The sequence below is a fragment of the Metabacillus litoralis genome (assembly GCF_003667825.1).
Classification (GTDB): domain Bacteria; phylum Bacillota; class Bacilli; order Bacillales; family Bacillaceae; genus Metabacillus; species Metabacillus litoralis_B.
This window is the reverse complement of the sequence record NZ_CP033043.1, coordinates 2,493,050-2,510,266: the sequence shown is the minus strand read 5'-3', so window position 1 is coordinate 2,510,266 and position 17,217 is coordinate 2,493,050. Positions and strand designations below refer to the sequence as shown.

At 34.2% G+C, this 17,217-nt stretch carries 26 protein-coding genes and 1 tRNA gene; 21 read left to right on the top strand and 6 right to left on the bottom strand.

Annotation, left to right across the window (positions count from 1 at the left end):
* Positions 1 to 132: 132 nt before the first annotated feature.
* Both D9842_RS12535 and D9842_RS12530 read left to right on the top strand, forming a co-directional pair.
* Complete coding sequence (locus D9842_RS12535; RefSeq protein WP_121662830.1) at positions 133 to 1,263, top strand: YqgU-like beta propeller domain-containing protein; 1,131 nt, start codon at positions 133 to 135, stop codon at positions 1,261 to 1,263.
* 14 nt (positions 1,264 to 1,277) lie between these two features.
* Positions 1,278 to 1,586 carry an MTH1187 family thiamine-binding protein gene (locus D9842_RS12530; protein WP_121662829.1) on the top strand — a complete coding sequence of 103 codons (309 nt, stop codon included), beginning with the start codon at positions 1,278 to 1,280 and terminating at the stop codon, positions 1,584 to 1,586.
* A 58-nt stretch (positions 1,587 to 1,644) separates the two neighbouring features.
* On the opposite strand, the gene D9842_RS12525 is transcribed toward D9842_RS12530, so the two are convergent.
* Positions 1,645 to 1,818, bottom strand: a complete 174-nt coding sequence (locus D9842_RS12525; protein WP_098799532.1) for a DUF2759 domain-containing protein — start codon at positions 1,816 to 1,818, stop codon at positions 1,645 to 1,647.
* Positions 1,819 to 2,071: 253 nt separating this feature from the next.
* Between D9842_RS12525 and D9842_RS12520 the strand changes: the two genes are divergently transcribed.
* A complete protein-coding gene (locus tag D9842_RS12520; RefSeq protein WP_121662828.1) occupies positions 2,072 to 2,704 on the top strand; it encodes an MBL fold metallo-hydrolase in 633 nt (210 codons plus the stop codon).
* A gap of 62 nt (positions 2,705 to 2,766) precedes the next feature.
* Here D9842_RS12520 and D9842_RS12515 read toward each other — a convergent pair whose 3' ends face one another.
* Positions 2,767 to 3,015, bottom strand: coding sequence for a DUF2626 domain-containing protein (locus tag D9842_RS12515; protein ID WP_098799530.1), 249 nt, complete (start codon positions 3,013 to 3,015; stop codon positions 2,767 to 2,769).
* A 342-nt stretch (positions 3,016 to 3,357) separates the two neighbouring features.
* Between D9842_RS12515 and D9842_RS12510 the strand changes: the two genes are divergently transcribed.
* A complete protein-coding gene (locus D9842_RS12510; RefSeq protein WP_121662827.1) occupies positions 3,358 to 3,738 on the top strand; it encodes a Spx/MgsR family RNA polymerase-binding regulatory protein in 381 nt (126 codons plus the stop codon).
* A 44-nt stretch (positions 3,739 to 3,782) separates the two neighbouring features.
* Here D9842_RS12510 and D9842_RS12505 read toward each other — a convergent pair.
* A tRNA-Gln gene (locus D9842_RS12505) sits at positions 3,783 to 3,854 on the bottom strand.
* Positions 3,855 to 4,357: 503 nt separating this feature from the next.
* On the opposite strand from D9842_RS12505, the gene comGA reads away from it, so the two are divergent.
* From comGA to D9842_RS12460, 9 genes are read left to right on the top strand one after another with little or no spacing between them, the layout of a single operon-like run.
* Positions 4,358 to 5,425 carry a competence type IV pilus ATPase ComGA gene (gene comGA / locus D9842_RS12500; RefSeq protein ID WP_121662826.1) on the top strand — a complete coding sequence of 356 codons (1,068 nt, stop codon included), beginning with the start codon at positions 4,358 to 4,360 and terminating at the stop codon, positions 5,423 to 5,425.
* Entirely contained in the window at positions 5,415 to 6,449 is a 1,035-nt protein-coding gene (gene comGB, locus D9842_RS12495) for a competence type IV pilus assembly protein ComGB (protein ID WP_162987417.1), read from the top strand. The genes comGA and comGB overlap by 11 nt, the downstream gene beginning before the upstream one ends.
* A 10-nt stretch (positions 6,450 to 6,459) precedes the next feature.
* On the top strand, positions 6,460 to 6,774 hold the full coding sequence (gene comGC / locus D9842_RS12490) for a competence type IV pilus major pilin ComGC (RefSeq protein WP_121662824.1): 315 nt from the start codon (positions 6,460 to 6,462) through the stop codon (positions 6,772 to 6,774).
* The gene (gene comGD, locus D9842_RS12485; RefSeq protein ID WP_162987416.1) at positions 6,749 to 7,204 is read left to right on the top strand and encodes a competence type IV pilus minor pilin ComGD; all 456 of its coding nucleotides are present in this window, start codon (positions 6,749 to 6,751) and stop codon (positions 7,202 to 7,204) included. Before comGC ends, comGD begins: the two co-directional genes overlap by 26 nt.
* The gene (comGE, locus tag D9842_RS12480; protein ID WP_121662822.1) at positions 7,170 to 7,517 is read left to right on the top strand and encodes a competence type IV pilus minor pilin ComGE; all 348 of its coding nucleotides are present in this window, start codon (positions 7,170 to 7,172) and stop codon (positions 7,515 to 7,517) included. The genes comGD and comGE overlap by 35 nt, the downstream gene beginning before the upstream one ends.
* Positions 7,441 to 7,944, top strand: coding sequence for a competence type IV pilus minor pilin ComGF (comGF, locus tag D9842_RS12475; protein WP_257536038.1), 504 nt, complete (start codon positions 7,441 to 7,443; stop codon positions 7,942 to 7,944). Before comGE ends, comGF begins: the two co-directional genes overlap by 77 nt.
* The gene (gene comGG / locus D9842_RS12470) at positions 7,941 to 8,321 is read left to right on the top strand and encodes a competence type IV pilus minor pilin ComGG (RefSeq protein WP_121662820.1); all 381 of its coding nucleotides are present in this window, start codon (positions 7,941 to 7,943) and stop codon (positions 8,319 to 8,321) included. Before comGF ends, comGG begins: the two co-directional genes overlap by 4 nt.
* A 41-nt stretch (positions 8,322 to 8,362) precedes the next feature.
* On the top strand, positions 8,363 to 8,878 hold the full coding sequence (locus D9842_RS12465) for a shikimate kinase (protein ID WP_121662819.1): 516 nt from the start codon (positions 8,363 to 8,365) through the stop codon (positions 8,876 to 8,878).
* Between the two features lie 34 nt (positions 8,879 to 8,912).
* The gene (locus D9842_RS12460; RefSeq protein WP_121662818.1) at positions 8,913 to 9,107 is read left to right on the top strand and encodes a YqzE family protein; all 195 of its coding nucleotides are present in this window, start codon (positions 8,913 to 8,915) and stop codon (positions 9,105 to 9,107) included.
* 134 nt (positions 9,108 to 9,241) lie between these two features.
* On the opposite strand, the gene D9842_RS12455 is transcribed toward D9842_RS12460, so the two are convergent.
* Positions 9,242 to 9,556, bottom strand: coding sequence for a DUF3889 domain-containing protein (locus tag D9842_RS12455; RefSeq protein ID WP_121662817.1), 315 nt, complete (start codon positions 9,554 to 9,556; stop codon positions 9,242 to 9,244).
* A gap of 74 nt (positions 9,557 to 9,630) precedes the next feature.
* Between D9842_RS12455 and D9842_RS12450 the strand changes: the two genes are divergently transcribed.
* Both D9842_RS12450 and D9842_RS12445 read left to right on the top strand, forming a co-directional pair.
* The gene (locus D9842_RS12450) at positions 9,631 to 9,909 is read left to right on the top strand and encodes a hypothetical protein (protein ID WP_121662816.1); all 279 of its coding nucleotides are present in this window, start codon (positions 9,631 to 9,633) and stop codon (positions 9,907 to 9,909) included.
* Positions 9,906 to 10,508, top strand: coding sequence for a hypothetical protein (locus D9842_RS12445; RefSeq protein WP_121662815.1), 603 nt, complete (start codon positions 9,906 to 9,908; stop codon positions 10,506 to 10,508). Before D9842_RS12450 ends, D9842_RS12445 begins: the two co-directional genes overlap by 4 nt.
* A 178-nt stretch (positions 10,509 to 10,686) precedes the next feature.
* Here D9842_RS12445 and D9842_RS12440 read toward each other — a convergent pair whose 3' ends face one another.
* Both D9842_RS12440 and D9842_RS12435 read right to left on the bottom strand, forming a co-directional pair.
* Positions 10,687 to 10,827: an anti-repressor SinI family protein gene (locus D9842_RS12440; RefSeq protein WP_121662814.1), complete on the bottom strand. Its 141-nt coding sequence runs from the start codon at positions 10,825 to 10,827 to the stop codon at positions 10,687 to 10,689.
* Positions 10,828 to 11,202: an XRE family transcriptional regulator gene (locus tag D9842_RS12435; RefSeq protein WP_121662813.1), complete on the bottom strand. Its 375-nt coding sequence runs from the start codon at positions 11,200 to 11,202 to the stop codon at positions 10,828 to 10,830. It abuts the gene before it with no gap.
* 346 nt (positions 11,203 to 11,548) lie between these two features.
* Between D9842_RS12435 and D9842_RS12430 the strand changes: the two genes are divergently transcribed.
* From D9842_RS12430 to D9842_RS12410, 6 genes are all read left to right on the top strand, one after another.
* Positions 11,549 to 12,286 (top strand): YveK family protein, encoded by a 738-nt coding sequence (locus D9842_RS12430; protein WP_121662812.1) that lies wholly within the window; start codon positions 11,549 to 11,551, stop codon positions 12,284 to 12,286.
* A complete protein-coding gene (locus tag D9842_RS12425; protein WP_232273271.1) occupies positions 12,276 to 12,947 on the top strand; it encodes a CpsD/CapB family tyrosine-protein kinase in 672 nt (223 codons plus the stop codon). The genes D9842_RS12430 and D9842_RS12425 overlap by 11 nt, the downstream gene beginning before the upstream one ends.
* A gap of 242 nt (positions 12,948 to 13,189) precedes the next feature.
* On the top strand, positions 13,190 to 13,345 hold the full coding sequence (locus D9842_RS25915) for a hypothetical protein (protein ID WP_162987415.1): 156 nt from the start codon (positions 13,190 to 13,192) through the stop codon (positions 13,343 to 13,345).
* A gap of 20 nt (positions 13,346 to 13,365) precedes the next feature.
* A complete protein-coding gene (locus tag D9842_RS12420) occupies positions 13,366 to 15,195 on the top strand; it encodes a polysaccharide biosynthesis protein (RefSeq protein ID WP_121662811.1) in 1,830 nt (609 codons plus the stop codon).
* Between the two features lie 14 nt (positions 15,196 to 15,209).
* The gene (galU, locus tag D9842_RS12415) at positions 15,210 to 16,085 is read left to right on the top strand and encodes a UTP--glucose-1-phosphate uridylyltransferase GalU (protein ID WP_121662810.1); all 876 of its coding nucleotides are present in this window, start codon (positions 15,210 to 15,212) and stop codon (positions 16,083 to 16,085) included.
* A gap of 36 nt (positions 16,086 to 16,121) precedes the next feature.
* Positions 16,122 to 17,198 (top strand): EpsG family protein, encoded by a 1,077-nt coding sequence (locus D9842_RS12410; protein ID WP_121662809.1) that lies wholly within the window; start codon positions 16,122 to 16,124, stop codon positions 17,196 to 17,198.
* Positions 17,199 to 17,217 lie beyond the last annotated feature (19 nt).

Here is a 17,217-nt window from a genome sequence, read left to right as displayed (position 1 = left end):
AAGTTCATCAGCTTTGATTTTTTTTTACACCTCAGTATGTTATTTTTTAATGAGGAATAATCTAATAATAAAATGAAACATTTTAACAAGATAATACGTATGAAGTAATAGAGAAAAATTTAGGAGAGACAGGTGACAGAAAAGTTGATGAGATTAACTAAATTATGTTTATGTTTCTTGTTAATCGTGCTTTTTGGATCGGGCTGTAATCCATCTCATCAACAAGAGAATGATAAAGAGTTACTATCTCTGAGGGAAGAAGAAACCCCTGTTAAGGGCTCAGGGAATCAACCTCAGGGAAAACAACTCACTTTACCATTAGAAGCAGAGGAGGCGAAATTCCACTCAGTTGCTGACTGGAAGGATGACAAGACCATTTTTTATATCCTCAATGATGCAGATGGATCTAAAGTATATACGTATAATATATACTCTGGAGACTCAACATTGTTTTTCACATCAGAAGCACCAATTGTTCAATTGGAAGCAAATGAAGATAAAAGTCTTTTTTTAATTCATACTAGTCCTTCAAGTTATGAAGCAGAATTATTAATTGTGGACGACGAGGCAAAGATACAATATCAGACGACAATTGAATCGTATGAGCTTCAGTACACTTGGAATCAGCAAAACCAAAATCAGCTGTTTGTATCTAGTTTTAATGAAGATTGGACCTATAATACGTACATAATTGATACAAAAGAGCAAACACTTGTTGAAAATCCAGTTGATATCCCGTTCATTCAATGGATAAATGATCATGAAGTGAGCTATTTAAAGTGGGATCAAGAAGCTCCGGCTTTAACTGCTCCATTATATATTTATAACCTTGATAGCAAAGAGGAAACTTCTGTCTCTGATGGGGTTGTTGCTAATACCAATTACACAAGCATCATGTCTACGATTGAAATAGTGGATGAGGATGGTACAGCAAAGGTGCGTTTTTATGATTCAATAAGTCAACAACAACTGTCGGAGATGCCGACACGTCTAGTTGCCCTTTATTCTGATTGGTCCATTCCATATCATGATATGGATCATAATAACCATTTTTACATGCTTGAAGTGAATAAAGAAAAAACAGGGTTTTCTCTCATTTCTTTTTCATTGGACTCTGGTGAAAAACAAACAGTTATAGAAAAAATGGAAAATCTCCCAATAAAATTATCGCCAAATGGGGACTATGCACTATATGGTGCTAGATATGAGCATCTAATTAATTTGGACTCACAAAAGATGGTAGAGCTAGTTTCTCTAAAGTAGGAAGGATGACAAATATGGCAATAGTAGATGTAACAGTAATTCCAATTGGAACAAATACACCAAGTGTTAGCGAATATGTAGCAGATATTCAACAAATCCTTAAAAAGTACGAATCTGAGGAGAAAATTAAGTATCAGCTAACTCCGATGAATACCATTATTGAAGGGGAGTTACATACATTGCTTCAAGTGATTGAAGACATTCATGAAGCCCCTTTTAATAAAGGCATCCAAAGGGTAGCAACCAATATTCGAATTGATGATCGACGAGATAAAAAGTCTACAATGGAAAGTAAACTAGAAAGTGTACAGAAGCATTTTTGAAAATAATCAGTAAAAAACCCCTTAGCAAAGTGCCAAGGGGTTTGTTCTGTTTTTATTATTAGTGTGCAGTTGGGTAACCGTGGTGAATAAAGGTCATTACGGCAAACCATCCAAATACAGCTAAAGTACCAAACGCAAATGCTGCACCAAGAAGGTTTTTATCTTTCAGTGAACGAATAAGTCCGAAAATCCCTAGAATGGTTACAAGTGCAAAAATAATCACTAAGCCCATTAATAAAGCCCCCTTACTCTATGTAGATCATTTTTTCGTTGAATCTTTGTTTTTAAAAACAAAATACAATAACAAGTCCTTCTAATATTTTAATCGGTTTCATGACGTTTGTCGAGTTTATTTTCGATTCTATTTATTCTATAGGATACTATTATATTTACCATCTTGTTCTATAATTAACCATCATGTGGTTATCATCATACTGATCTATAGTGTAAAATGAACGTAAGTACATAATTTGGAGGATGAGAAAATGAAATGGAGACAACTTCCTTTAGGACCACTGCAAACGAATTGCTATCTTTTTTTCAATGAAAAGAAGGAATGTTTAATTATTGATCCGGGTGGTGACGGGAAAAAGCTGATTAGCTTACTTGAGCAGCAGCATATAAAACCGCTAGCCATCTTACTCACACACGCTCACTTTGATCATATTGGGGCAGTAGACGATGTGAGAAAGAAATGGAACATTCCTGTTTATGTACATAAAAATGAGAAAGATTGGTTGGCAGATTCGTCTCTAAATGGTTCTCAATTTTTTATGGCTGGTGCTGTTAGTGTGGCAGAGCCTGATAAATTAATTAAAGGTGAAGGAAAACTAGAGATAGGTGAATTTTCTTTACAAGTATATGAAACACCTGGTCATTCACCAGGAAGCGTTTCTTTCTATGCAGAAGAAGCAGGGGTTGTTTTTTCTGGAGACGCATTATTTGCAGGTAGCATTGGCAGAACTGACCTGCCAGGTGGCAATCATGAGCAACTAATAAAAAGCATACATAACAAGCTATTGAACCTACCAGAAGAAACAATTGTTTTGTCAGGACATGGTCCGGAAACCAGTATTGAACAAGAGATGGAAAGCAATCCTTTTTTAAATGGCTTTTAATAGGAAAAACAGGCAGCTATACAAAATAGCTGCCTGTTTTTTCATTTACATTGGTGTTTTCATTAATGTCCCATGTTATGTCCTGGAATCATCATAAATGTTGTCCAGTACGTAAATCCGACAAAGAAAATAGTTAGGTAAGCACCAAAAATATAAATGTACATGCGTTCGGATAATTTTAAATAAGATAAGAAAACAAAAAATCCAGTTTGTCCGAAAAAGAGTAAGGAAGTCGTCTTCATATCTCCAAGATAGAACATTACTGCGAAGATTCCCGTCCAGAAACCTAATACTCGGAACATACGATCCATATGTATCCCTCCTTTGTTGACTTTGCCATTAGCTGAATGGTAGATAAACCTGATGTTAGAAGTACATAAAAATAACATCAATATGATAGCTTTTGACAAATTATAATCTGACATACAAGTCCATCACTTTAATTATTATAATGTACCATTAATATACTTGTAAATAGCGTTTACAATCATGCTGCAACAATCTAAAAAAGAAAATATTGTTGTAATAAAAAATTCAAAATATTATTAAACAAATAACTATACATTCGTTGTACAAATAATGTACAATTAAACCAACAAGTTATCAGGGGCCAATGATAGATCTAAACACTTATTACCTGAGGAGGAAGTATCGTGAATAATCTAACGTTCTACAGTTACCCAAGTTGTACATCATGTAGAAAAACAAAGCATTGGCTAAAAGCGCACAATGTAACCTTTCACGAAAGGCATCTTTTTCGTGACACACCATCTATAGATGAACTTAAACAAATCTTATCTTTAACAACAGAAGGCATAGATGAAATTCTTGCAACAAGAAGCCAAACCTATAAAGACTTAAACATTGACGTAAATGAACTCTCTCTTTCTGAGGTACTTACGCTTATGCACCAAGAGCCAAAACTCCTACGCCGTCCAATCATCACAGACGGAAACAAACTTATCGTAGGCTACAACCCACAGGAACTAAGCAAAGTAGCAAGAAAACAAGAACTAAAAAAATCAGTATCATAAAAGAAAAAGACGTCTGCCACATGGCAAACGTCTTTTTCAGATAGCTGGGCTAGCTGGATTCGAACCAACGCATGTCGCAGTCAAAGTGCGATGCCTTACCGCTTGGCTATAGCCCACTGAAGAGGCTTCATGTGCAGCTTCTTCGAATCTGCTCCATGAATGCGCGCCGCAAGAGGATATTCTGGGATATTTCTGAAGGAAATATCACGGAATATCGTCGACGACTAAGTAAAACCTGTGATGAAGTAAGTGCTAAGCAAAAAGTAGACGGTTTAAGTATTACACTAAGCCCCATCACAAAGCACTACCCCAGCAAGAGGATATTTTGTGTTATTTCTGCAAGGAAATAACGCGAAATATCGTCGACAACTAAGTATCACTTGGGATTAAGTATGAGCTGAGCAAGTAGCCCAGTAAAGCTTTACTCTAAACCAACTTACAACCTCTATTATGTTCGATTTTCCATTTTATATAACAAAAAATCACAATAAATTTAATTTCTTTCTATAAAAACTTAAAAATGACCTAAAAAACCTCCCTTAAAATTCACTTTTATCAATGTGCAAAAAATCCTCTCATTCTGTACAATGGTTGTACAAAGTAGAAAGGAGAAGCACAAGTGAAACCAATTGAACAAATAAGTGAACGCATTATTGAAGAAGCCTGTGCATTAAGAGCCTCAGACATTCACATTATTCCTAGAGAACAAGACACGCTCATTCAATTTCGAGTTGATGATGATTTAATTGAAAAGCATACTATGAAAAAAGAAATCTGTGGTCGTATTATCTCTCATCTAAAATTCTTAGCCTCCATGGACATTGGTGAAAGACGAAGACCACAAAATGGGTCACTGTCACTTTATACTACTAATCTGAACGTTCATCTTAGATTATCCACCTTACCTACCATTCACGAAGAAAGTCTTGTGATTAGAATTCTGCCACAAGAGAAAATTCCACCAATTACACATTTATCGTTATTCCCTGCCACAACTAACAAGCTGCTCTCTATTTTGAATCACTCACATGGTTTGATGATTTTTACAGGCCCTACTGGTTCGGGTAAGACAACGACACTTTATTCTCTCATTCATTATGCAAAGCGTCATTTTAACAGAAATATTATTACCTTAGAGGACCCGGTTGAAACGAAAAGTGAGGAAGTATTGCAAGTTCAAGTTAATGAAAAAGCGGGGATTACCTATGCTGCTGGTTTAAAGGCAATTCTGCGTCATGATCCCGATATTATTATGGTTGGAGAAATTCGTGATCGAGAAACAGCTCAAATTGCCATTCGCGCCAGTCTAACTGGTCACCTTGTTTTGTCAACCATGCACACAAGAGATGCAAAGGGGGCGATTTATCGATTAATGGAATTTGATGTGAGTTTATCAGAAATTGAACAAACCCTCATTGCTGTCTCAGCTCAGAGACTAGTTCAACTAAAATGTCCATTCTGTGAAGACCAATGCTCTCCTTTTTGTAAGAAACTAAGACAAAAAAGAAGGTTAAGTATTTATGAGCTTTTATATGGGAAAAACTTAACAGCTGTCGTAAAGGAGGCGAAAGGGGAATTAGCTTCCTATCAATACCCAACATTAAAAGATGTTATTAAAAAAGGAATAGCACTAGGATATCTGTATCCAAATTCTTATGACCGTTGGGTGTTTCGTTATGAAGATTAAAAAAAAGTGGAACTTGAAAGACCAACTATCTTTACTAAAAAGATTAAGTAGTTTGTTAGATAAAGGGTACACATTAAATGAAGCTTTACAGTTTCTTCATGTTAATGAGCAAGGCTATAAAAAAGCTGATTTACAGCAATGTATATCATATTTATCTTCAGGTAATTCATTTCGAACAGCTCTTTCAAGCTTACATTTTCATCGGGATGTGTTAAGCTATCTCTATTTTGCTGAACAACATGGGGACCTAGAATTTTCACTAAAAGAATGTAGTGGAATTCTGGATAAAAAACTTACACAGTTTGATAAGCTTACAAAACTACTGCGATATCCTATCTTTTTATTATCAACGGTGGCCATTATTTTACTAATGATCCAATTTGTTATTACCCCACAATTTGAGCAGCTATATGCTTCTATGAATATTGAAACCTCCTTTTTTTCATTATTTTTACTAATTGTTTTTAATGGAATAAAGCTTTTAGGAATTTTATTAATAGTGGCAGTATCCGCAATTGTTTATTACTTCTTTTCCATATTTAAAAAACAGCCCGCAGATGCTCAAATGAACACAATCATAAAAATTCCTATTTTAAAAAGAATATTTGTTATTTCACACAGTTATTTCTTTGCCCTGCAACTGAGTAATTTATTAAAAGGGGGGATGTCTACTTTTGAGAGTTTAAAGGTGTTTGAAAGTCAGAATTTATTGCCATTTTTTAAGGTAGAGGCAGGCTACCTTATTCAACAATTACGAGCTGGTGAACAGCTTCACCACATTATTGGTGAACGATGTTTTTATGAAAAGGAGCTGTCTCTTGTTATTTTGCATGGACAAGCAAATGGGCAGCTGTCAAGGGAACTTTACACGTATAGCCAGCTTATTATCGATAAGCTTGAGCAAAAAATGGTGAAAATAATGGAAGTCGTTCAACCTGCTATTTATGGATTCGTAGGTATAATCGTATTATTTGTCTACTTATCTATGCTTTTACCGATGTACAAGATGATGGAAAGCTTATAGGAGGTAATCGATGAAGAAAGAAAAAGGTTTTACGTTAATAGAAATGCTAATTGTATTACTGGTTATAACGGTATTACTGCTTATTACAATTCCAAATGTAACAAAGCATAATAGCAGTATTCAAGAAAAAGGCTGTGATGGGCTTATTAATATGGTACAGGCTCAAGTAACATCTTATCAAATTGATCATAAAAAAATTCCTACAGTAGGAGAACTACAAACCGGTGGCTATCTACGAAGTAAACCTGTATGTCCAAATGGTAATACGGTTGCAATTGCTGCAGATGGAGTTGTTTCTGATGGAGGAGCACCAGCAGTCGATTAATAAAAATGGTTTTACTTTATTAGAAACAGTTCTTGTGTTAGCTATTGTAAGCAGTATGAGCTTGCTTTTTATTGCGAATATTGTTCCTATTTATAATCAAAAAGTTTTAGATACTTTTCTAGATACATTTGAAAAAGATGTCATGTATGCACAGCAATACGCACTGGTAAATGAAGAAAAGGCTTATATAGTATTTGTGCCGAGTCAGAACAAATACACAATTGAAGGGACAATGCTGGGATCAAAACTTATTGAAAGAAAGTATGACAGTCGAATCAAAATTGAGGCTGAAGTATTTTCGAACCGCATCACTTATAATCCTAATGGTTCGATTCGAGCAAGCGGGACTATGCACATTAGCTATTACAATCAGTCATATAAGGTGGTTTTTTATCTTGGAAAGGGTCGTTTTGCTCTTCAAGAACGTTAAAGGCTATTCATTAGCAGAAACAATCACAGCATTTAGTATGTGGATATTAATTGTTTCCATCCTCATCCCTCAGCTTGTTCTTTTAACTCAAGAACGAGTTACAACAAAACAATCTTCCGATGCGTTAAAATTATTACACAAGAAGGTTCAACATGTTGCTTTTTCTGGTGTTGACAAAGAAAACGAAGATATTGAAAAAGACTCAGTAGTTTATCACTTAACATGGAGGGAGGAAGGTGGGGATCAAAAGGCATGTATGGAATGGTCAAGTTTGTTTAAAAAAACAAAATCGGTTTGCCTTCTTGTATCTTAACGAACGGGGGTATACGTTTTTGAATATGCTTCTAACCTTTTTCATTTACTCCTTCATTATTTCAACTCTCACCATTATTTTTCACTTTCTAATTTCTCATTCCCAACATCCAGAAGACTTAAGGCCATTTGAATGGGAACTTTTTATCATACAACTTCATAGGGAATTTAAAGAATCCAGTAATATAACCATTCAGGATACAGAATTAACGTTTACAAATCATAGTGGACAACATGTTAGTATTAATCACTATAAAAACCTAATTCGTAGACAAATATCCGACAGAGGCCACGAAATCCTCCTTTTAAAAGTAAAAACAATGACCTTTCACCAAGTTGACAGAGGAATTCAACTTTCTGTCATAAGTGAAGCTGGTAAGGTTTATACCTATACCTTTAGATCTTATAAGGAATTAGTCAAAGTATGAAGGACGAAAAAGGCTTCATTATGCCAAGTATGATGGTGATCGTGTTTTTCTGTTTGCTAATAACAGCACATATCTCAATGTCCTTAGTAAATGAAAAAAAATTCTATGAGGAAACAAAACAATATTATACTCTTGATTCAATCATGCAAGTTGCAGTTGAAAAATCACTAAAGGAAGTAAAAAGAGGAACTGCTTTACTTAATGAACAGATTTCAGTGAATACGTTTAATGGGCAATTCACTTACCTGGTTCAAGAAGTCTCACCACTGATTTTTAATGTTTCGATCACGTGCCAAACAAATGAAGGAAAAGAATATACAGCTTCTTATCAATATGATTCTGCAAAAAATGAAATGAATGTATGGTCTGAATATTAAAAATTATGGTATTGTAGAAAGAAAACGTGGAGGAACTGGTTTTGGAAGCAATCTATTTAACTGGATTTATGGGAGCAGGAAAAACAACAGTTGGTCAACAACTTGCACAAAACATGAAACTTCCTGTTATTGATACAGATCAAGAAATTGTAAAAAAATTAAATAAGAGCATTAAAGAAATATTTGAAGAATATGGTGAAGCCTTTTTTCGAGACCAAGAAACAAAAATCTTAAAAGAACTTCCAACAAATGACGTTATTATTACAACAGGCGGTGGAATTGTTATTAAGGAAGAAAATAGAGCTTGGATGAAAGAACATGGCAGTATCGTGATGCTTCATGCAGATATTGATACAATCTACGAACGTGTTCATTCAGATAAAAGTCGGCCTTTAGCAAGTAAAAAATCAAAACAAGAGCTTAATGATTTATATCAATCACGAGTAAATTTTTATGATGATTGTTCAGTGTTAATTGAAACCGCACAAAAAAATATTGAAGATATTGTGAATGAAATAAGTATACGATTAAATGCTAAGAACTTTGGAAATAAATAGAGGTAGATACCATTATTAATTGAGGTGTTTTACCTTGTCTACAAATGACTATGTTAAGTATGTTACACAGCAAATAGTGAAATTTATGGACACGCCTAAAGAAACAAGAAAGCAGCAACGGCAGGAACGTAAAGATCTTGATGCATCTTCTTCATATTACAGTAATCGTTGGTTAGGTGTTTTACCTTTTGCAGTTAGATTGTTAATGAATAAGAAAAAAGATCAATAAAAGATGGGAAAACAGTACAGTCATTAACTGTGCTGTTTTTTTATATAACAATAAAAATGCTCTGTCATAAAGCGAATTTATATGACAGAGCTAATCTGGTCGACATTATTTTACAAATATCGGGGAGGCACCACCTATGCCTCCGGTACAACCTGAATTTTTTTGATTTCACCAGTTTTTGAATCATATGTTATGGTTGTATAGACAGCAAAGTCGTCCATACCTTCACGTAATGTTAAGCGGTATTGCTTAACTGTAAAATCCTTTTTCTTTTTGTCCCAAATTTTTTGAGAAAACAATACTTGTGATAATGGGTAACGTTTTTTTGTTTCTTTTACTGCAACATCTTCCCATGTTTTCTGAGAAACAGCATGAACTTCAGGTGAAAATGAAACCTGTGTTGCTGTTAATCCGTACAGTATTGTAAGAAAAAATATCCATTTCTTCACCTATGAACACCATCCTTGCTACATATTTTTACCAATACATTGAAAATCATACATAGTTTGTAAGGTGTAATCATATGGAGGGAGTAGGAGTTGAGAAGAAAACAATAAAGGTGGTAACAGTGATGGCAGGTTTCATAGTGGTGTTGATTTTTATTACGCTTCTTTTCATTGGTCTAGCAGCCGGTATCAGAACAAAGTCGAGGAAAAATAGAAAGAATAGAAATGAGAATTCGTCCTTTATCCCACCATTTTTTATTGGTGATTCCCATGACAAACAGAATCATCATGATTCAAATGATTCCTCTGGCGGATTTGGAGATTTTGGAGGTGGCGATGGTGGTGGAGGAGATTGAAAAGGATTATTTTCATTCTTTCTATTATCTTCCTCATTGGGTGCACTACAGAACCGACTCAATCCGAAATGTCAATCAGTCCAACAGAACTGACAAGCAGAGAGAAATCAATATTGGAAGGAGTAATTGGGCAGGAAATACTTAGTTATGATGTAAGCTCGCTTCCTAATGACCATCAACTTCGTTTAACTGTTGAACATTATCACAACGGTGAAAAGCAAAATCATGTAGCGAATATGTCCAGTTCCATTACAGCAAAAGACAAACCCCATACGCTCTTCTTTTCAAGAGAGAAGACAGATGAAGGCTATACGATCCATGCATTAGTATTGTCGGAAAATGGTGTGAGTGCAATGGAAGCTTATAAAGAGTACAACACAAAAAATTCATCCTCATTGTTTAAGAAATTAGAGGAAGAAATAACCTTCAACACGAACGAAGAAATCATTGTAGGTGTTACAATTGAAGATAGTGGAAATGAAATCATAACTGGATCCCTTCAAGAAGATGATCCACGTTTTAAAGAGGTGATCGCTAAGTATCAGGATGTTTTCGTTTATAAAGTTTCTGTAAGTAAAGATCAAAAGGTCATTGATTGATGGCCTTTTTTTTCCTATTATAACTATCTAATTGTACGAGACATTCTATCAAATAGTTATATGCTATTTTAATTCAATTGGAATCCCGAATAAAATTTAGCATATATAAGCCATAGCATGTTTAAATGTACTTTTTCTGAAAAATAAATAAGTAAATAAAAGGCCGGAAAATGGCCTTTTATTCATGAGAAGCTACCTGTTGGTGAAGGAACTCTTGGACCTCATTAAAAGATAAGCCAAGCTGCTTTGCTTCTTTCATTAATTCTATCCATTCTACATCTAATTGCTCGTTATTTAGCTTTTCCTTCACAACATTCATTCAGCTGTCCTCCTGGATAAGGTTTTCCTTTTTCATCTTTGTTTCTTTCCATTTTCGAAATTTCAAATAATCCCTAAACTCTTTAAAATCTTTTTTACTCATGCCTTCCTCAATCGCCTTATTCAATAATTTACTCCATTCCTTATCAAGAACAATCTCTCTTGACAGCTCCTCGGAAGGCGAAGAACCTAGTAGCACTTCAACCTCTATCTCGAGAGTTGAAGCAATCTTTTTTAAAAATTGAAGTGAGGGATTTTTCTGCACATCGCGTTCAATATAGCTTAGGTAAGACTTGGACACCCCTGCTAACTCAGCTAATTCAGTTATTGAATATCCCTTTTCCTGCCTCAACTCCCTTAAACGTTTTCCAACCATATGGTTCTCCTTATCATAAAAAGAAAATTGTTAACAAGTTCATTATAAGGAACAATTTGTTCTTAATAAAATAACAAAAACATATGAATGGAAGAGATTTCATGAGAAAATAAGACTATGCTGTTCGTTTTAACGAAAAAACAACAAAATTTAAGAGTTTTTTTAAATCAATTAAATCGGATATAGTTATATATATAATGAACAAGAACATATAGGCAAATGTTTATGGAACGTTTCTAAGAAAGGTAATAAAGAATTTGAAAATTCGCTAAAAAGGATTGACTTGTTCTCTATAGTGAACTATCCTATGAATAGGTTCAAATAAAATAAACGGGGGGAAAGTTAAATGTCAGGCCTTCAAGACCTTGATGATAAACAATTACTTGAACAAAAATCAAAAGAAATTAACATAAGAGAGTTGTTACTAGTAATTAAAAGATATTTATGGATCATTCTATTGGTAACTGTAATCTCAACCTCCGCGGGAACATATTATTCTATTTCTTCATACACTCCTATGTATCAATCGGCTTCAAGAATGATATTAAATGCCGATAGTGGCCTAATGTCAACACTTAAAGTGATCATTCAAGACACAACTGTATTGGAAAAAGTAGTTGAAAAACTAGATCTTCCCTACCCTCCAGAAGTACTTAGCAGTAAGATTATGGTTGCCAGTATCGGTGACTCAAAGGTTGTCACTGTTACGGTAACAGATTCAGATCCAAAGCAGGCTGCAATTTTAGCAAATTCTATAGCGGAAACTTATAAAGAAGAAATTCCGGGAATTATTGGGTTTAATGATGTTAAACTTCTATCACAAGCAAAGGAAGTACCGTTTCCGATTAATGAAGATAAAAATAAACCAATAATATACGGTTTTGCTGGTGGAATAGTAGTCAGTATTGGTCTAGCCTTTTTACTTAACACTTTAAATAATAGCATAAGAAAAGAGCACGAAGTTGAAGAATTATTAGGTTTACCAGTTCTAGGAACTGTGCCAAAAATGAAGAAAGCAAATATGCAAGGTAAACAAAAACGTTCAGTGAGATTTGATTACGGGAGTGAGACAATTGGTTCTTAGTTTAATTAACAAAAATAAAGCAATGAAAGAAATCACAAGACGTCATTTTGTTTCCCATACATACCCCAACTCTGAAATTGCTGAACGTTTCCGTACTATAAGAACCAATATTCAATTTAGTTCGATTGATAAAAAGCATCAATTGTTAATGATAACTTCCCCCTCTAATGGAGAAGGGAAAACAACAGCAGCTGTGAATTTAGCCATTTCGATTTCACAGCAAGGTGAAAAAGTATTGTTAATAGATGCTAATTTAAGAAGACCAAAACTTCAACAAGCATTTAATATAAAAGAAACAAAAGGACTTACAGATGTTCTAATCGAAGGTATTCCTTTAGAAGAAGCAGTCTTTCAAACGCAGATTGGACAATTAGATGTGCTTTCAAGTGGAACCATTCCCCCAAATCCTGCAGAAATTATTGGATCAGGAGCTATGAGTCGTTTTCTAATAGAAGCAAGAAAAGAGTATAATGTTGTGATATTTGATTGTCCCCCAGTTCTTGAAACGACAGAAACCAAATTATTAGCAGGGCAATGTGATGGTGTAGTGTTAACACTAAATAGTGGAAGAACAGATCAGGAAAAAGCTTTAGAAGCCAATAGATTATTAAAACTTGTACGAGCGAATGTTTTAGGTGTTATATTGAATGCTGGGGAATAAGCTTTATTTGCTCGATTGTTCTTTATTGAGAATATTTTGTGAGTAATAATGAAAAGGTGATGTCTCCTTGCCTTTATCAATGGAGGCACTCGACCATGCTGTGGGTCTAAAAAACCTTAGATGCGAGTCGTCAAGAGTGTGGTGTGAGGGAGGGTTAAATGCCCACATATATTAAAATGATTACCTATATTTCTCGAGTTAGAGGTTTATAGGTAATCATTTTAGTTAAAGGAGCTGAAACCATGAAGGAGTTTGATCGCTTTCCAAAGGTCATGAAAAAGCTCTTGCGTTACATAAAACAGGATGCATCAATAGAACAGCTTGAGCAGTTTAAGAAAGAATTAGATTATGCCATACAAAGAAGAACAATAGTAATAAAGAAATCATCACAAAATTAAATAGAAAGGAGTGAGAGACAATGACTTATCATAGCCGAATTTGGTTGCTTATTATATTAGACTCTATCATTGTTCTATCTACAATTTATTTTAGCAAAGCTTTGATAAATCCAAGTATGGAAATAGTATCATTTCAAGTTTTTATCAGTTCTATTTCTTTATTATTTTGTCACCACTTATTTTCATTTATTTATAAGCTTTATAAAAAAGCTTGGGAATATGCAAGTATAGGAGAACTTATAAGTATTTTTAAGGTAATTAGTTTTACGATAATCGTAACAGCTATTGTACAACAAATGGTACAAAATGATATCTATTTTAGAATTCTAGCGATTACTTGGATGATTCACTTATTGCTTATCGGAGGATCTAGGTTTGTTTGGAGAGTTTATCGAGATACATACTTACGACATTCTTTCAATAAGAAAAGAACATTAATAATAGGAGCAGGAGCAGCTGGAACGATGGTTGCTAGACAATTGCTTCATAATCACGATGGTGAGCTTCAGCCGATTGCATTTATTGATGATAATGTAAAAAAACAGAAATTAGATATATTAGGGATTCCAGTTGTTGGTGGTGTGAAAGAAATTGAACGCATTACCAAAGAACTAAATATATCAAACATAGTCATTGCCATTCCTTCTCTTAATAAAAAACAGCTTAACCATATCTTTAAAGAGTGTGCAAAAACCACTGCTAAGACTCAGATGATTCCAATGCTTGAAGATTTGTTAACTGGAAAAGTTTCTGTTAATCAATTTAGAGATGTACAAGTTGAAGATCTGCTAGGTCGTGAGGCGATTGAGTTAGACATAACTAGTATTAGTGATTCTGTCACTAATAAGGTAGTTCTTGTTACAGGAGCAGGAGGATCAATTGGCTCTGAAATTTGCCGACAAATTTCTTCTTTTAATCCTAAAACAATCATTTTATTAGGACATGGAGAGAACAGTATTTACACGATTGAATTGGAATTAAAAGAGCGATGTAAAGATACTGAGATCAATATCATTACTGAAATTGCAGATCTACAAGATAATGACAAATTAATGAGAGTTATGAAACAGTATCAGCCTAACGTTGTTTATCATGCGGCTGCTCATAAGCATGTTCCTTTAATGGAAAGAAGCCCAGAGGAAGCTGTAAAAAACAATATAATAGGAACCAAGAACATTGCAGAAGCATCTAGTCTTCATGGTGTGGACACCTTTGTAATGATTTCAACTGATAAAGCTGTAAATCCTACGAGTGTTATGGGGTCTACAAAACGACTTGCAGAAATGATTATTCAACATTTTGATCAAATAAGCAAAACTAGATTTGTTGCTGTACGTTTTGGAAATGTTTTAGGAAGTAGAGGAAGTGTTATTCCGTTATTTAAAAAACAAATTCAAAAGGGTGGACCAGTAACCGTGACTCATCCGGAAATGGTTCGTTATTTTATGACTATACCTGAAGCTTCTAGGCTAGTCATTCAAGCTGGAGCTTTAGCAAAGGGTGGAGAAATCTTTGTTTTAGATATGGGGGAACCAGTGAAAATTGTTGATCTTGCCAAAAATTTGATTAAACTGTCAGGAAATAATCTTGACGAGATTGGCATTGAATTTACTGGAATGAGACCTGGTGAGAAATTATTTGAAGAACTATTAAGTAGTGATGAGGTTCATGAAGAACAAATTTACCCCAAAATTTACATTGGGAAAACATCGGAATTATATATAGAAGAAATAGAATATATGATAAAGAATTTTAGATCATTAGACCGTGAGCACCTGAGAGATTCTCTTCTGGAATTGGCAAATGCTCGAACACGGATTGCTTATAAAAAGAAACTAATCTCAGTTTAATAGGAGTGTGTCCATTGAAAGTAAGAAAAGCTATCATACCAGCAGCAGGATTAGGAACGAGATTTTTACCAGCAACAAAAGCAATGCCGAAGGAAATGTTACCAATTGTAGATAAGCCAACAATTCAATATATTATTGAGGAAGCTGTAGAGTCAGGGATTGAAGATATTATTATTGTTACAGGAAAAGGCAAGCGAGCAATAGAGGATCATTTTGATCATTCCTTCGAACTTGAACAAAACCTACTTGATAAAGGAAAGTTTGATTTGTTAGATGAAGTACAAAAGGCATCAAAGCTTGTTGATATCCACTATATCCGTCAAAAAGAACCAAGAGGATTAGGCCACGCAATATGGTGTGCGCGTAAATTTATTGGTAACGAGCCATTTGCTGTATTATTAGGTGACGATATTGTTTCAGCTGAGAAGCCATGCTTAAAGCAAATGATAGATCAATACGAACGATACAACGCTTCAATATTAGGTGTTCAAACTGTAGCTAATAGCGAAGTATCTCGTTATGGGATTGTTGATGCTAATCCAATTGGGGAGCGATTCTTTAGTGTTAATAACCTTGTTGAGAAGCCAAAACAAGAGGAAGCACCTTCTAATCTAGCAATAATGGGGCGGTATATATTAAATCCGAGGATTTTTGAAATCTTAGAAAAACAACAGCCAGGTGCTGGTGGGGAAATACAATTAACGGACGCAATTGCTAGGCTAAATCAGCATGAAGCAGTATATGCCTATGATTTTGAAGGAACTCGATATGATGTTGGAGAAAAAATGGGGTTTATTACAACGACAATAGAATTTGCTCTTAATAGGAAAGACTTAAGAGAAGAATTATTGCACTATCTTTCCTCAAGGATAGAAAAAGAACTAGTTTAATAGCTAGAAATTCTAAACTTTGAAAGGATTTATTGTATGACAGTTTTATGGGTTAACCTTGTTCTTGTGTTTCTATTAGCATTTCTTTCCCGGTTTTTTTCAACTAATGTCGTGTTAAATGGCTCAGGTTCATTGGTTAAAATGCAACCGAATAAATTGATGGCCCTACTTTCTATAATACCTTTTATCTTAGTTTCTGGACTGCGTAATAATATAGGGGATACCCCTTTATATATGCGCACTTATATTCTCAATGATTTTTCATGGGAATATGTTAAAACACAAGATGATATAGGATTTGCTATCCTACAAATGATTTTAAAAAGCTATACAAATGATCCACAGTTATTAATCTTCATCACAGCTTTTGTAACAAATCTACTGATCATTCTTGTTTTTTACAAATACTCAAGGGTAGTTGAATTGAGTATCTTTGTTTATATTACTGGTGGCTTGTTCTTAGTCACTATGAATGGAATTAGACAATGTCTAGCGGCTGCAATTATCTTCTCAGCAACAAAATTCTTAATCGAAGGTAATAAAGTTAAATATTTTTTAGTGGTAATATTTGCTTCTTTCTTTCATCAAAGTGCCCTCATATTGATTCCAGTTTATTTCTTAGTTAGGTTTAAACCATGGACAAAAGCAACTTTAGTTCTCTTATTTTTCTCAATCCTAATCGTTTTAGGTTTTAACCAGTTTTCAACGGTATTATTTTCTGCAATAGAAGATAGTCAGTATGGTGGGTATAGTAATTTCGATGAAGGTGGAGCAAACATTATTAGAGTTTTCGTATCTGCCGCGCCTTTAGCTATTGCTTTTTTTGGAAGAGAAAAGTTAAGAGAAATATTTCCTCAAAGTGATGTTTTTGTAAATATGGCTCTAATTGGTCTATGCTTTATGATTATTTCAACAGCAAATTGGATTTTTGCCAGGTTTAATATTTATTTTGAACTTTACCAATTAGTTTTAGTGTCTTGGATCTTACATGTATTTAAAGAAAGAGACAGGAAACTTGTTTACTATTCATTACTAATTTGTTACTTGCTCTATTATTTTTATGAGACTGTTATTAATCTTAATCTTAAATACTCAAGTCAATATTTTGGCTAAAGATATCTCAAGCGTAATG